At 42.5% G+C, this 15,845-nt stretch carries 15 protein-coding genes; all 15 read left to right on the top strand.

Features of this window, described 5'->3' with window-relative positions:
• Positions 1-27: 27 nt before the first annotated feature.
• The 15 genes from G5B43_RS02235 to G5B43_RS02165 are packed head-to-tail and all read left to right on the top strand — an operon-like array spanning position 28 to position 15,841.
• Complete coding sequence (locus tag G5B43_RS02235) at positions 28-1,557, top strand: lipopolysaccharide biosynthesis protein (RefSeq protein WP_165293075.1); 1,530 nt, start codon at positions 28-30, stop codon at positions 1,555-1,557.
• Between the two features lie 2 nt (positions 1,558-1,559).
• Positions 1,560-2,951: a Coenzyme F420 hydrogenase/dehydrogenase, beta subunit C-terminal domain gene (locus G5B43_RS02230; protein WP_165293074.1), complete on the top strand. Its 1,392-nt coding sequence runs from the start codon at positions 1,560-1,562 to the stop codon at positions 2,949-2,951.
• Entirely contained in the window at positions 2,948-4,075 is a 1,128-nt protein-coding gene (locus G5B43_RS02225; protein ID WP_165293073.1) for a polysaccharide pyruvyl transferase family protein, read from the top strand. The genes G5B43_RS02230 and G5B43_RS02225 overlap by 4 nt, the downstream gene beginning before the upstream one ends.
• 32 nt (positions 4,076-4,107) lie before the next feature.
• A complete protein-coding gene (locus G5B43_RS02220; protein ID WP_165293072.1) occupies positions 4,108-5,118 on the top strand; it encodes a glycosyltransferase family 2 protein in 1,011 nt (336 codons plus the stop codon).
• A gap of 8 nt (positions 5,119-5,126) precedes the next feature.
• On the top strand, positions 5,127-6,080 hold the full coding sequence (locus G5B43_RS02215; RefSeq protein WP_165293071.1) for a glycosyltransferase family 32 protein: 954 nt from the start codon (positions 5,127-5,129) through the stop codon (positions 6,078-6,080).
• Between the two features lie 12 nt (positions 6,081-6,092).
• A complete protein-coding gene (locus G5B43_RS02210) occupies positions 6,093-6,635 on the top strand; it encodes a serine O-acetyltransferase (protein WP_165293070.1) in 543 nt (180 codons plus the stop codon).
• Positions 6,636-6,660: 25 nt separating this feature from the next.
• A complete protein-coding gene (locus G5B43_RS02205; RefSeq protein WP_165293069.1) occupies positions 6,661-7,563 on the top strand; it encodes a polysaccharide pyruvyl transferase family protein in 903 nt (300 codons plus the stop codon).
• An 11-nt stretch (positions 7,564-7,574) separates the two neighbouring features.
• Positions 7,575-8,669 carry a glycosyltransferase gene (locus tag G5B43_RS02200; protein WP_165293068.1) on the top strand — a complete coding sequence of 365 codons (1,095 nt, stop codon included), beginning with the start codon at positions 7,575-7,577 and terminating at the stop codon, positions 8,667-8,669.
• A gap of 9 nt (positions 8,670-8,678) precedes the next feature.
• Entirely contained in the window at positions 8,679-9,626 is a 948-nt protein-coding gene (locus G5B43_RS02195) for a glycosyltransferase family 8 protein (protein WP_165293067.1), read from the top strand.
• Positions 9,623-10,480: a beta-1,6-N-acetylglucosaminyltransferase gene (locus tag G5B43_RS02190; protein ID WP_165293066.1), complete on the top strand. Its 858-nt coding sequence runs from the start codon at positions 9,623-9,625 to the stop codon at positions 10,478-10,480. Before G5B43_RS02195 ends, G5B43_RS02190 begins: the two co-directional genes overlap by 4 nt.
• A complete protein-coding gene (locus G5B43_RS02185; protein WP_165293065.1) occupies positions 10,477-11,340 on the top strand; it encodes a beta-1,6-N-acetylglucosaminyltransferase in 864 nt (287 codons plus the stop codon). Before G5B43_RS02190 ends, G5B43_RS02185 begins: the two co-directional genes overlap by 4 nt.
• On the top strand, positions 11,340-12,458 hold the full coding sequence (locus G5B43_RS02180) for an acyltransferase family protein (RefSeq protein WP_165293064.1): 1,119 nt from the start codon (positions 11,340-11,342) through the stop codon (positions 12,456-12,458). Before G5B43_RS02185 ends, G5B43_RS02180 begins: the two co-directional genes overlap by 1 nt.
• Positions 12,455-13,450 carry a glycosyltransferase family 2 protein gene (locus G5B43_RS02175; protein ID WP_165293063.1) on the top strand — a complete coding sequence of 332 codons (996 nt, stop codon included), beginning with the start codon at positions 12,455-12,457 and terminating at the stop codon, positions 13,448-13,450. The genes G5B43_RS02180 and G5B43_RS02175 overlap by 4 nt, the downstream gene beginning before the upstream one ends.
• 8 nt (positions 13,451-13,458) lie before the next feature.
• Positions 13,459-14,739, top strand: coding sequence for a hypothetical protein (locus G5B43_RS02170; RefSeq protein ID WP_165293062.1), 1,281 nt, complete (start codon positions 13,459-13,461; stop codon positions 14,737-14,739).
• Positions 14,714-15,841, top strand: coding sequence for a glycosyltransferase family 4 protein (locus G5B43_RS02165; protein ID WP_165293061.1), 1,128 nt, complete (start codon positions 14,714-14,716; stop codon positions 15,839-15,841). The genes G5B43_RS02170 and G5B43_RS02165 overlap by 26 nt, the downstream gene beginning before the upstream one ends.
• The last annotated feature ends 4 nt before the right edge of the window (positions 15,842-15,845 follow it).

Here is a 15,845-nt window from a genome sequence, read left to right as displayed (position 1 = left end):
TAGCATACGCCCTTAAGATAAGAAACATTGGAAAACACAGACAGAACAAAACGAATTGCAAAAAATAGCCTGACGCTATATGCCCGGATGCTTGTGGCTATGTTCATCGGCTTCTATATTTCCCGTTTAATACTAAATGAACTGGGGGTAGAAGACTATGGTATCTATGGTGTAGTAGGAGGGCTTGTTGGTATGTTCAGTGTACTGAACATGTCAATGTCCAATACCACGATCCGGTTTATTACCGTTGCCTTAGGGAAAGGCGATTTGGACGACCTTAAACGTGTTTTTGGCACCGCTTTGTCTATTCATGTGCTGTTAGGACTGTTGGTTGTGTTACTGGCGGAACCCGTGGGCTTATGGTTTTTATATCATAAGATGCAGATTCCCGAAGCCCGTATGGACGCAGCGACCTGGGTATTTCATTGTACCCTTGTTACGGTTTTTTTTTCCATTATCAACGTACCCTATAATGCGATGATCGGTGCTTATGAACGCATGGGCATATATGCGTTTTTCTCCCTGGTTGATTTATTCCTGCGTTTAGGCGTTGTGCTTTCTCTGCCATTTTTTGCGATGGATAAGCTGAAACTTTACGCGATTTTGTTATTAGGGGTTCAAGTGCTGATGCAGTTCATTTATTGGCAATATTGCTTCCGGCATTTTAAGGAGTCACGTACAGGACTGGTCTGGGATAGAAAACACGTAAAGGAAATGTCTTCCTTTGCCGGTTGGAGCTTATTCGGCGATTCGTCGGCTATGATGTTTTCGCAAGGTATTAATGTGCTGTTGAATATCTTTTTCGGACCTGCATTAAATGCGGCTCGGAGCATTGCCGTACAGGCGCAGCAGGTCGTTAACCGTTTTGTTGGGAGTTTTCAGGCTGCTACCACACCACAATTGATGAAAAGTTGCGCGGCGAAAGATTACGGGTATATGCACAAACTAATCTATGCCGGTTCTAAATTTTCTTTTTTCTTTTTCTTGCTGATTGCCTTGCCGGTCTTTTTTGAAGCGCACCAGCTGTTAGTTTGGTGGCTAAAGATCGTACCGGAACATACGGTTATGTTTTTACGGATTATTCTGTTGATTTCGCTGGTAGAATGCTTGGCGAATCCGTTGATTACATCCGCCAAAGCCACCGGAAAGATCAGAAAGTATCAATCTGTTTTGGGAACATTCTTGTTGATGATTGTTCCCGTTGCTTATGTTTTTTTAAAGTTGGGTTTTCCGCCTTATACGGTGTTTGTGGTGCATTTAGTCATGGTGTGTATCGGGCATTATATCCGAGTGGTATTGATAAAACCTATGATTCATTTAAGCGGTAGGGAATATATAAATCAGGTTATTTTAAAAGTGCTGATCGTTTTGTTGTTAACACCAGTTTTTCCCGCCCTGATTTATCTAAATCTGGACGAAAGCGTTTGGCGTTTTTTGGGAGTTGGGTTGGCTGTGTTAATTACGACACCGGTGTTAATTTGGTTGTTTGGTGTCAATCCAAATGAAAAAGCACTGATTGTTGAACAAGTTAAACGCTTTTTGCCAAGGGGAGGATAATAATGGAGCTTACAGAAAAAAAAGTCTTTCAATCGCTACCGATTCTAAACGAAATCGTATCAAACGAGATGTGTGTGGGATGTGGTGCATGTATAGCTCAGCCCGATATGAAGGAAAATATCGAAATGAAATGGAATACGAACGGTTTTTTGGTGCCCGATTTCGGGAACGCCAAGAGTCTGCCTGAAAGCAGCTTGTCCGTATGCCCTTTTAACCCTTTTCCGGATAATGCGGTACGCACAGAAGATGAACTTGCTGCTATTTTTCTAAGCCAATCCCCTAAGCGGTATAATAAAATAGGGCGGTACTACAATATGTATGCCGGGCATGCCGAACAGTTTAGACTGACGTCGTCTTCCGGTGGGTTGGGAACTTACATCACCTATAAGCTTTTAGAAAATCATATTGTTGATGCTGTTTTCTCTGTAACGGAAAGCAGTGAAGAAGGAAAACCCTATACGTACAGTATAATTACACAGAAAGAAGACGTACTGAAAGGGTCGAAGACGAAGTATTTCCCGGTCTCTATGGCAGAAGTGCTAAAGCAACTGTCTGATATGGAAGGGAAAGTAGCCATTGCAGGTATCCCTTGTTTTATAAAAGCGGTCCGTTTGCATCAATATTACCATCCGGAAATGAAAGATAAAATTGCATTCTTGATCGGTATTATATGTGGTGGAATGAAAAGTCGTTTTTTTTCGGAATATCTGGCGGCAAAAGCCGGCGCAAACCCTGCCTTATTCTTTAAGCCTGCGTTTAGAGTGAAAGATTATGACAGCAATGCGTTGAACTATTCGTATTCCTGTGAAGATGAAAATGCAAAGCTTTATCAAATCAAGATGGCGAAAGTAGGTGATATGTGGGGAACAGGTTTTTTTAAAAATAATGCCTGCGATTTCTGTGATGATGTGGCAGCCGAACTGGCAGATATTACATTGGGTGACGCTTGGATAAATCCTTATGAACAGGATGGAAAAGGAACGAATGTTATTATAACCCGAAGTGCTTTGGCAGATAAGCTCCTGCAAGATGGACTTGCAATGGGAGATTTGACACTAGACCATCTAACGGAAGAGCAGTTCATTCAAAGTCAGCAAGGTGGATACAATCATCGGCATCGTGGTATGAAATATCGCATTGCTCTTGCGGATAAAAACGATAGGGTGATTCCACCGAAGCGCTATGATAAGGAACAAATCCCTTTTGAGTTTAGATGGGTGCAGAAGATGCGGATGAAAGTAAGAACATTGAGCATAGCGTATTGGAAAAAAGAAAGAAATATATGGCGTTTTGATGAAGCTATGCAAGATCCGTTAAAAAAACTACAGCGTTATACCGCCCTGTATCATAAAATCAGAAGGTTAAAAAATAAAGTACAACGAGTTGCACCATGAAGATAGCGATATTAACGTTACCGTTGAACGACAATTATGGTGGCATTTTACAAGCCTATGCCCTGCGTGAAGCTTTAATCGCAAGAGGGCATGACGTGTTCCATATAGAAGAAGACAGTCAGGGTACTATGATGTATTGGTCGGCCCGTCGGTTTTATGGTTGGTGGTATACACATCGGTTGCTTCGTCAGTTAGTCAGCTTATGGTTAAATAAAGACATCAATCGTATATACCGGAAGACGTATGATGTGCGGCGTAGGACGACGGAGATCAGAAGATTTGTAAGAAATAATGTTCCCAGACTAGTCCTTAACAAGTTTGAGAACTTAAAAGATAAAAGGTTTGACTGTTTAATAGTAGGAAGTGATCAAATATGGCGTCCCCTATATTATAACCATATCGAAGACACGTTTTTGTCTTTTGCACAAAGTTGGCACATAAAAAAAATGGCATATGCTCCTTCATTTGGCGTGGAGCATTGGGAGTTCAGTGATCAGCAAACCAAACAATGTGCCTTGTTGTTGCAGCAGTTTAATGCGATATCCGTGCGGGAAGACGAAGGTGTTAAGATGTGTCGGGAGAATTTCAGCGTGGATGCTGTTCGTCTGTTAGATCCCACCATGCTTTTGAATAGAGAAGCTTATGAGAAACTGATCGGACAGAAGACAAGTACAAAAAAAGGGCAGTTAACGACCTACATCCTGGATATGAGTGCGGAGAAACGGGCAATTGTAGAGAGATTGCAGGCTATGGCGAATGTACAGCTTGTTGAACTGGGACTGGCTACCTGCGATAAATCCGATATAAAAAATGAAACGAAGAAATCTATTGAACAATGGTTGAAGGAGTTTATGCAAGCAGAATTTATCTTCACCGATTCCTTTCACGGTTGCGTGTTCGCTATTCTTTTTCATAAGCCGTTTATGGTGTATGGAAATAAAGATCGAGGGATGAGTCGGTTCAACACGTTGCTACGGGTGTTTGAATTAGAAGATAGACTCGTCTTTGACAATAAAAGCGCGATTGATTTATATAACAAGCCAATAGATTGGAAAAAAACAGATGCGATCCTTCAACAGGAAATGGAGAAATCCTTTTTGTTTATGGAAACGGTGGGTTTATAAATGAGCATGTATAGCATTATTATTTTTAACTAATGGGGGTAGACGTTAAAGTTTCTGTTATTGTACCTGTATTTAATGCAGGAGAAACATTGCAAAAATGTATTGAAAGTGTTTCAGCACAACACTATCAGAACTTTGAGCTTTTGCTGATTAATGATGGGTCAAAAGATCGGTCTGGTGATATATGCGATGAATACGCCCAAAAAGATGACCGAATTAAGGTTTTTCATAAAAAAAATGAAGGAGTTAGTAGCACCCGGAACGTAGGGTTGAAGGAAGCTAGAGGTGAATATATTGTTTTTTGTGATGCAGACGATTGGATGGCTGCAGATTATGTGCAGGGGCTAATGGACGAACTAGAACGCTATGATGTTGATTTGGTAGATCAAGGTTTCGAACGGGTGTATAACGATGGGTCGAGGCTTGCAGAATCGTATGACAATACTAAATGTTCAAAGGAAGATATGACCAAGTGGATGGAAATGCTGTTGACCGGGCATACCGGGCCTTTCCCGAAGATATATAGGGCACAGATCATTCAAGAGCACGGGTTGACTTTTGATACTTCACTTGAATTCTGTGAAGACCTCGTTTTTAACTTACAATATATGAAACATGCAACCAGAGGCATTTATTTTTCTGGTAAACGAAGATATTATTATCGTCAGGTGGAGACGTCTTTGGGGAATAGCGTGTATCAAAAAGATATGACTGTTGCCGGTAATGCGTTGATTAAGGTAATGGAAGTGCTCAACGATAGCTTTTATGCCAATTTACGTATCGATCGGGAAAAAATGATACGCCTTCGGAACAAAGTTATACAGCTAAGCATGTTCTTCATGACGAGTTTACACAATAACAGTAAACGCGGTGATCGCATAGAAGCATTGAAGACACTCAAATCGTACGAACTAGATCATTATTGGAAGCACATAAAGACGAAGAATCCTCTGCGGAAGCTATTTTATGGGTTATTTGAGCAAAATCATATTCGCTTTGCTGTCTGCGTAGAGGATTTAAGGAAGAGATTTGGAAAAAATTAATGTGTGTGATGAAGAACAGTAAAGAAAAAAAACAAACGGCAGTGTTGACTTTTCTCCAGATGATAAAGTGTATAATCTATTATAGATTCAAAAATATACGACTTCCGAAAATATACGATAAAAAGGAGGAGGTGCAGATGGTGGAAAAGGGGACGGATGATACCGATAGAGAAGAGATACCGAAGCTTATATGGATATACTGGCATGAACAGCAAATACCCTTTTTTATCCAAAGAATTATAGCGCACAATAAAAAAATATTGCCGGGTTATGATTTTAGGATACTGAATCAAGTTACCGTGAAAGATTATCTACCCGAAATATCGTTTAAGCAAAAATTAAAAATTGCGCATAAGGCGGATATTATCCGTTTGGAACTTTTATATCAATATGGAGGTATATGGTTGGATGCAACGGTTATTCTGAAGGAAAATCTGGCTTGGCTGGAGGAACTTTCTGCGTTACAAAAGTATGATCTCATTGCCTATTACCGCGAGCGGAGCACGATCGATAGGGCAAACCCAGTTGTTGAAACATGGTTTTTGGCAAGTCCGCCGAAAACAGCATTTATGAAAGCCTGGGCGGATGAATTTGGAAAGATAAAAGATATAGGATATCAGTATTACGAAGAGCTAAGGCAAAGAGCGGACTATGATATTGTGAAGCAAAAGGTTGAAAGACCGGCATATCTCATGTTGAACCTAGCGCAGCAGATAGCCAGCAGAGCGGCAGGGATGAACGCTTATCTTAAAAAGAGTGAAGATAGTGCACTATTTATACAGGAATATTTCGGTTGGGACAATTATGCCATCAATTATGCTTTAACACAGCTGAAAAAACCGTTGGCGCATCTGCCTCTTATAAAACTTACCTCCGGAGATAGATTGCTGGTGGATATGATGTACAAATTAGGTGCGCTTACAAAGAAAAGTCTGTTGGGCGAAATTGTTTACGGATGTTAAAAGGTTTTGGGTATGACGACTTATAAAAAATATATAACGATAGACGGATATACATATCCATCCTTTTTCTCGAAGAAATATTGGATAGAGCGGTTCCTGAAGTCAGAGCAATATTATATCCGCACGTATATTAAATATTTGCGCAGTGAGGAATATTATACGATCGTCAAACCCTGTAAACTGCTAAAGTACTATTATCAACGCAGGAAGAATATGCTTGGTAGCAGGTTAGGCTTTTTTATCCACGCCGGCAATTTTGGCGCGGGGCTGAAATTGTACCATTACGGGTCAGTTATCGTACATCCCGGAGCTAAAATCGGGAGAAACTGTACGCTGCACGGCAATTGCTGTATCGGCAGTAAGGGCGGATTTCCGGATATACCGCCCCAAATAGGGAATAGTGTAGACATCGGGCAAGGCGCACAAATATTAGGCGATATTACGATAGCGGACGGCGTGAAAATCGGTGCCGGTACCATTGTCACCAAATCTGTTTTAGAGCCGGGTGTCACGGTTGTAGGGATTCCGGCGCGTGTGATTAATTCAAAATGGTAGAAAGCGAAGAGGTATGTTGCAAAAAATGAAGAAAATAGTAAAACCTTTTGTAGAGCGATACAGAAACAACAAGCAGCTCCGGTCGCTCGTGGATCCTATTTTTGTAGATGGCTTTCCGGAAAGCAAGAACTTCGGCGATGCCTTGAATATCGTCCTGGCAAAATACCTCTCCGGAAAAGATGTTTTCCCTTCCCGTTTTTTGAAACAAACCCCACAAAAGAACGCGACCTCTTATGCCATTATCGGCAGTGTATGCCAATGGTCACGTCCGCAGACCATCGTCTGGGGTGCCGGCTTTATCAGAGAGGAGTTTAAAACAAAAGATTTTGTCAAACCCAGCCGGGTGCTGGCCGTGAGAGGACCCTTGTCGAGAGCGGTTTATCAAGCAAATGGTATCGCTTGCCCCGCATGCTACGGAGATCCGGCTTTATTGTTACCGTTGATTTATCATCCGGAAATCGAACCGGTGTATGAATACGGCATTATCCCGCATTATGTGGATTGGGATGCCCAATGGGTCGACCACTATCGTGGAAATAAAAATATACTGGTGATCAATATTATGATCAGCGATAACTATGAGCTTTTTGTAAAGCAGCTGAAATCCTGCCGGAAAATTGTGACCAGTTCACTGCATGGATTGATATTGGCGCAAGCTTACGGTATCCCTGTCTGTACGGTTAAGCTATCCGATGGTGTTGCCGGAGGCGAGTTTAAGTTTACCGATTATTTGCTGTCTGTCGGCAAAGCGCCTGGAGAAAGAATCAACCTCTTTGAGCGGGAAAGTCCGATAGAAAATCTGCCGTATGATAACGAACCTATCCATATAGATCTGGCTCCGTTGATAGCAGCGTGTCCGTTTATGCAGCCGGATCAAAAGGCATATTTGTTGGCAAAGAATACAAGTTATTATCAGGCATATAGCTAAATAAGGTAAAGGTGGATAAGATAAAGGTATTACATATCATGACAAGAGCCGATGTAGGCGGTATCAGTAGCTTGTTGCACAACTACTATACGCATATGTCGCACGGGAATGTCATGTTTCATGTCGTAGCTATTGAAACATCTTATACACAGCGGTATCAACAGATTTTTGAAGCGTTAGGCATGAAGGTTTTTTTCATGCCGGAGAAAATTACGAAGCGTTTACCGTATCTGAGAAGATTGATCCGTACCGAAAAATATGATGCCGTGCATTCGCATGTAGAGCTGGTCTCCGCCGTTTATCTGGGTACGGCGATGCTTGCCGGAACCAAAGTACGCATAGCACACACCCATTTGGCGATAGATAATAAAGGATGGAAAAATAAAATCCTACAATGGTTGCTTAACCGGGTCGTGACCCACCGGGTAGGATGCAGCAAATTGGCGATTTCGAAATTATTCGGTTCGAAATACGTAAAGCATGCTACGGTGATAGCCAACGCCATTAACCCCGCGGAATACATCTTTGATCCTGCAGTCAGAAACACCGTTCGACAGGATCTGCAAATCGAGAAGAAATACGTGGTCGGTTTTGTTGGTCGATTGACCGCGCTCAAGAATATCCCTTACCTGTTGGATGTTTTTAAAGCACTAAATGATAGGAAAGATAATGTGATCTTACTCCTGGTAGGTGATGGCGAAATGCGATCGGCGATAGAAGCCAAAGTAAAAGCGCTATCTATAGCAGATGATGTGAAGTTTTTGGGTACCAGAACGGATGTAAATCACATGCTGATGGCAATGGATGTATTGCTGTTCCCTTCTTTTAGCGAGGGATTTGGGTTGGTGATGGTGGAGGCGCAGGCTGCAGCGTTGAAATGCATAGCATCCTTAGATAGAGTATCCAAAGAAACGTGTATCTCGGACTATAGCCATTATGAAGCCATTGAAAAGCCGGCTCGTGTTTGGGCAGATTTGATTATGGATAAGTGCATAGAATATGCGCGTGTAAATATGGAACAGGAGATTGGTAAACATCATTTTGATGTACGCATAGAGGCAAATAAACTGATTGATTTTTATAATAAAGCTGTTCACGGAAACTAAATGGAAGCGATGCGAAAATACAGAAAAGAAGCGATACCGCTGGTAGTAGCCTTTACTCCGAACTATTTTGTTCCGGCGGCGACTTGTCTGTATTCCATACTGGAGCACAGTGATACTACGGCTTCTTTTCATGTGATCTGCTTGCTTACCGAAGAGCTGCCTGACAATATGAAGGAGGCGCTTGCCCAATTGGATGCGCAGCGCTTACAGGTGATGTACCTCAATTTGGAGGGACAGCTGGGGGATATTTACGTAGATGAACGGTACACCATCGCGGCTTCTTACCGCCTGTTGTTGCCGGAAATTTTGCCACAGTATGATAAAGTGCTGTACATCGACTGCGATGTGGTGGTGCGGAATGATTTGGCTAAGCTTTATCGGGAAACCGCGTTAGAAGCCCATTATCTGGCGGCTGTATTTGAAGCCAGCCTGTATTTTCAGATTCCCTATTTGGAATCGATAGGTTGCCGTCCCGGAGAATATATTAATTCCGGCTTTCTGCTGATGAATTTAGCCAAGCTGCGGGCGGACAATATGGTGCCGAAATTTTTGGAAGCGGCGAGGACGGAAGGTTTGCAGTTTCCCGATCAGGATGTGCTGAACCAGCTGTGCAAAGGGCGTATTTTGGGACTACCGCCATATTATAACGGTATCCGTACATTCTTTCTGCCGCAGTATAAGGCAGACTTTCTGAGATACTATTCCGATGCGGACTGGCAGGCGGTTCAACAGCATGGCACGATGCATTATACCGGGGCCAAGCCTTGGAACGCGTTTACGGTAGCTTTTCAGATCTGGTGGCAATATTACGAGCAGCTTCCGGAAGCCATTAAAGGCACATGGAAGCCAAATAAACGGATGTATCGTTTATACAAAATGAGTAACACCGGGATAGGGAGGTATTGTTTAGACGGTCTTCAACAATTGGTTAGACGCTTTAAATATGGAGTAGCATGAAACACGCTTATCTGATTATCGCGCATAACGAGTTTGAAGTGCTCCAACAGCTATTGCACGCACTGGACGATCCACGTAATGATATCTTTATTCATTTTGATGCGAAAGTTAAAACGCTTCCAAGGCTTCGTACCGCACAGGCAAACCTCTATATCGTTACCGACCGCGTCGATGTAAGATGGGGGCATGTTTCGCAGATAGAGGCGGAGTATGAGCTTCTTATGGAAGCCTATCGCTGCAACCCACGGTATGCTTATTTCCACATCATCTCAGGAGTACACCTGCCGTTGTATGGGCAAGATTATATCCATGCTTTTTTTCAGTCCCAGAACGGGAAACAACTTATTCCGGCGATGACGATAAATAATTTCCAGATGGATTTGAAGATGAACAGGTATAATTTGTTCATGCCCTATTTCGCAAGCGTAAACAAATCGACTAGCCGTTTCGCACAGATTGGTTGGCGCCTCGCACAAAGTATTCAACGGTTTTTCCATATCCGCCGGTATAACCGATCAGATTATCAGTATGGTTCAAATTGGGTGAGCATGACCGATGAAGCCGTTCGCTATTTGCTTTCTATTCGTAAACAGGTACTAAAAAGATATAAATATACGCTATGTGGCGACGAGTTTTTTGTTCCAACGGAGCTGTCAGCATCCGGTTTAGGTTTTACCATAGCCTATAGCGATCGTTTATTGAAGCATGTGATAGGCAACGCCCACGCAAAGGTTTACACCATGGCAGATTACGGAGAATTAGTGGCATCAGGCTGTTTGTTCGCACGAAAGTTTAGTGCTATGGATGGGGAGATAGTTAACAAGATGGTAGAACATAGTAAAAGAAACGGATGAAGCACGCCTACCTAATTATCGCCCATAACGAATTTACGTTGTTGCAGTACCTTATTAAGGCATTGGACGACGAGCGCAATGATATTTACGTCCATTTCGATAAAAAAGTAACAGATATTCCGAAACTTATGGCAAAGCATGCGGGGTTATATCTCACCAAAGAGCGAGTGGATGTGCGATGGGGAGATGTATCCGTTGTGGAAGCAGAATACGTGCTGTTTGAAGCGGCCGCAAAACGGGCGCGATATGGTTATTATCATTTGCTATCGGGTGTGGATATGCCGTTAAAAGGGCAGGAGGAGATACACCTTTTTTTTAACGCGAACCAAGGGAAAGAGTTTATCGGTTTTTCGCAATACGATTACGCGGGTGAGGTAGAACGAAAAGTGCAAAAGTATCACCTTTTTTCAAAAGATTTTAAGTTCAACGGAGGGTTGGTCAGTTTATGTAAGAAAGCTTTGCGTTTTCTGTTCATACGGGTACAAAACATCGTTGGTTACAAACGGCATAGAAGTACTGCATTTAAGAAAGGAACGCAATGGGTCAGTGTAACGCATGATTTTGTGGAATATCTATGCATAAAAAAAGAGGAAGTGATGAAAATATATCATCATACCTTTTGCAGTGATGAGATTTATAAACAAACGCTTTGCTGGCATTCTACATTTAAATCAAGCCTATATGATCTGGAGGACGAAGGAACAGGCTGTATGCGGAAGATCGGTTGGGCTAACGGACAGTTGTCGGATTGGACGGAGAAGAACTATGAAGCACTTATCCAGTCGAAAGCGCTGTTTGCACGAAAATTCAACAGCAAGCATATAGAAGTCGTACATCAAATAATGAAAGAGCTGAACTAATGGAGTATCTGCAAGCGGAGAAAAGACTATCAAGTGTCATTGAATCGATGCGTTTTCCACTGATTTATTTAGTGGTTATTGCACACATGGTGTCTTTTGATACACCTCGGATAACGTTGTCTTGGGATAGTAATGATATATACACCTTCGTTTCGGAAATGATTTCCCACAATTTGGCAAGACTTTCGGTTAGGTGTTATTTTTTGATTTCCGGCTATTATTTGTTCAAGAAATTGGTGGAATGGAACAGCAAGGCATACACAGGGCAGCTCAAAAAGAAAATCCGGACATTGCTATTGCCTTATGTGCTGTGGAACCTGATTTTAGTCGGTGCAATAGTAGCGAAGTATTATTTGTTTAATAAGTTAGGATTAAACGTGGCGAATAGCGAGGTGGAGTATGCTACCATCCGAGACTATTCCTGGTACGAGCTTTTGTGGGGGATGCCTATCAATTTTCCACTGTGGTATATGCGGGATCTAATCTGTATGACCTTAATAGCGCCTTTATTTTATTATTGGTTTGCGTACCTGAAACATTATGGATTAATCCTATTTGTTCCATTTTATCTGTTGGTGCATAACACAGGCGCTCCCGGTTTCAGCTCTACTGCGGTGATGTTTTTCGGTGCAGGCGCATATTTCGCGCTGTATAAACAAAACCTGCTCCTGATTACTGCCCCTTTCAAAAAAATAAGTATGGTACTGGCATTGATGTTATTGCTTGTTTCGACGATGATGAACGGAACTATATATCACGAGTATATCGTCCGGATTTTTATTCTGGTGGGTGTGGTCGCTGTCATCAACCTGTTTGATGTACTCAATAACAACGAGCGCTTGCGGACTACTTTAGCAAAGCTTGCACCGACTTCCTTTTTTATCTATGTGGCGCATGAGGTCTATATTATCAACTGGCTCAAAGGAGGATGGGCGAGATTGCCGTTTTCGGAATCGGGTTGGGGCAAGTTGATCGGATATTTTGTTGTGCCCTGTCTGTGTATCCTCGTGTGTATCGGGTTGTATTATTTAATCAAAGCGATCAGTCCTAAGTTGTTAGGATTACTGACGGGCGGACGGATGTCGTGCTTTGTATATAAGGAGGGGGAAATAAGATGAATGTACCGGTAGTATCGATTATTATTCCTGTTTATAACGCGGCAGATACACTCCATAGCTGTTTAACATCGCTGGAAAAGCAGTCGTATACGCATCTGGAATTGCTGTTTGTCAATGATTGTAGTACAGATCATAGTTTGGAAATGCTTGAGGACTTCGCGCTGTCATCAAAAGATAGGGAAACCATAACGGTTAAGATTATTAGCCACGAAACCAATCAAGGCGTGGCAGCCGCTCGGAACACCGGATTGGAACATGCAACGGGAGATTATATCTACTACGTGGATGCGGATGATTGGATAGAAGATAATACGATTCAATTGGCGGTAGAAGAAGCCGAGCAAAGCGGGGCAGATATTGTTGGCTTTGATTGGTATTTGTCTTTCGCGAAGAAAGAGCGCCTGATGCAGCAACCCCGTTTTTTGACACCAAAGGATGCCATTACCGGGATGTTGGAAGGCAAAATGCGTTGGAACTTGTGGCTTTTTCTGGTGAAACGATCGCTGTATGAAAAAAACAATATCCGGTTTATACCGCAAAGGAATATGGGCGAAGATATGATGGTGACGTTTAAGCTTTTTGCACTAGCAACGAAAGTAAGTCATCTTCCACAGGCTTTGTATCACTATGGGCAATCGAACGCGGATTCGCTGACAAAAGTGTATTCCGATAAACATATAGCGGAAGTTACGGAGAATATGGAAGAAATAGAACGTTTCTTTTCTACCGGAAAATATGCAGAAGTCATAAGAACAAAGTTGGATTTGCTAAAGCTGAACATCAAGCTGCCGCTGTTGATTTCTGGTAGGAGTGCCCGGTATCAAAAATGGTGCAGCTGGTTTCCGGGATCCAATCGATATGCGTGGGACAATAATGCGCAGTCTCTGCGCATCCGTCTGATACAATGGGCGGCGTGGAAAAAGCAGTTTTGGATGGTCAAGTTACATTATTATGGCATTATACGTCTGGTTTACGGCGTGATTTACAGATAAAAAGAAGAATGATACGTATCATATTATATTTTACAGTTGGGGTACTGGTCAGCTTTTACCTGTTTCCGATCGGATTTATGTTTTTACCGAATACGCTTAATACGAAGATGATATTGGGCGTATTGGGCGGAATGCTTTTCGGGTATAACAGCATACAATCACGAGGTATTTCGATGCCGAAAGGACTATTGGGTGCTTTCGGGTTGACCGTACTTTTTTCATTGGTATGCTATATCGCCGTTGATGTCAATAATACAGCAGACTACTCTTATGTGACCTATACCGGTAGCTTCTTTGCTTGGCTGGCGGGTGCTTATCTCGTTTGTATGGCGATAAAAGCGGTTCACGGGCAAGCGACGTTTCGCTTTCTGGTCTTATACCTGGCGACGGTTTGTTTCACACAATGTATTTTGGCCTTATTGATTGACAATATCGAAAGCTTCAAGATACTGGTCAACAGCTACGTTAATCAAGGACAATCATTTTATGAAGAAAAAGACAGGTTGTATGGTATTGGCGCGGCGCTGGACTCCGCCGGCGTACGGTTTTCGGTAGTGCTGGTGACGATTGTTGCCTTGATATGTCATGAACAACAGGTGCGCCGAAGCACGTTGACCATTGTCCTTTTGCTGTTGGTATTTTTTACGATAGCCGTTGTCGGAAATGCCATCTCCCGTACAACGATTATCGGCGTTGGCTCGGCGATGCTGTACTTTATGCTGTTTTCCGGTCTCTTTCGTCTCGAAATACGTTTCAGTGCCATGAAGTTAGGCGTTTGGTTTGGTATAACCCTGTTGGTAGCCGTAGGGATATCAACCTTTTTGTACTATACGAACGCAGAGTTTTACGGGCACATGCGCTTTGCCTTTGAAGGCTTTTTTAATCTGGTGGAGCATGGCAAGTGGAAAACCGCTTCAACGGATAAATTGAACAGTGAAATGTGGATCTGGCCGGAGGATACGAAGACCTGGATTATTGGATCGGGTCTCTTTGGCAACTATGTTTACGGTACTGATATCGGCTATTGCCGTTTTATCCTCTACAGCGGCGTTATCGGGTTTGCTGTCTTTGCGCTATTTTTTATTTATAACGGCTATTTTTTTATGCGCCAGTCGCCAAAATATGCTGCGATGTTTCTGCTGTTTATCGCCATGACCTTTGTGTTTTGGATTAAAGTCGCCACCGATATATTTTTTATTTATGCACTGTTCTATTGCCTGGATGAGTTTATGGAAGAAAGAACAACTATTGAACCTTTAGTACATGAAGATCGTTTATTGTATTCTTAATACCTGGTATTCCGGCGGATTGACCCGCGTCATTGCCAATAAAGCAAATTATTTGGCGGAGGCGGGGCATGAGGTAACTATTGTGACGACCGACCAATTGGGTAAGGGGCATTTTTATGAAATGTCGGACAAGATCAATTTTGTTGACCTGCGGATTCATTACGTGGGGTTTGATGATAAATCCCTGTTGGGCAAATTGCGTGAAGTGCCTAAGCGCATCGTATGGCACTATAAAAGACTGCGGAAATTCCTTAACGAATGGAAACCGGATATCGTGATTTCCACCTTCGGAAGGGAACTCTTTGTGTTACCGTTTATAAAAGACGGAAGCAAAAAAATATTGGAAGCACATTCCTCGCATTTCACATGGATTGATTCCCGCAAAGATAAAGGGCTGTTTGGCAAGTTTCATACTTGGCTGGATGCACAGATGGTACGTCGATTTGACAAATTTATCGTATTGACGGAGGAAGATAAGCCCGATTGGGGAAAGCTCTTTAATATCATGGTAATCCCCAATGCGAATACCATTGCACCGGAGGAAACCGCAGCACTGGATAATAAAGTAGCCATTGCCGCCGGACGATACGGTTATCAGAAGAATTTCGAAAGCCTGGTACGCGCCTGGAAGTATGTGCACGAGGCATGTCCCGACTGGAAGCTGAACATTTTTGGCGGAGGGGTCGTGAATGCAGGTCTTCAAGGCTTGATCGACGAATTGGTACTAACAAACGTGGTGGTCTTGAATCCCTCGAAACGGAATATTTTTGAAGATTATCTCCAATCATCGATATATGTGCTGAGTTCCAGATACGAAGGTTTGGGAATGGTGTTGCTGGAAGCACAGGCTTATGGTGTACCCTTGGTTTCTTACGATTGTAAATGTGGTCCGCGGGATATTATTGAAGATGGAAAGAATGGTTTTTTGGTCAAAACCGGAGATGAGAAAGCTTTAGCAGATGCTATCATTCGATTGGCAAAGGATGAACAGCTGCGCAAAGAGATGGGTAGAAAAGCGAAGCTCCACTCCCAAAAGTTTTCGGAGGAAGCCATTATGAAGAAGTGGAACGATTTGTTTATGGAATTAACGAATAAGCACTAATATT

The organism is Sphingobacterium sp. SGR-19 (genome assembly GCF_011043555.1).
GTDB lineage: Bacteria > Bacteroidota > Bacteroidia > Sphingobacteriales > Sphingobacteriaceae > Sphingobacterium.
Note: the sequence above shows the minus strand (reverse complement) of the source record. Positions and strands in the feature narration are given on the sequence as shown.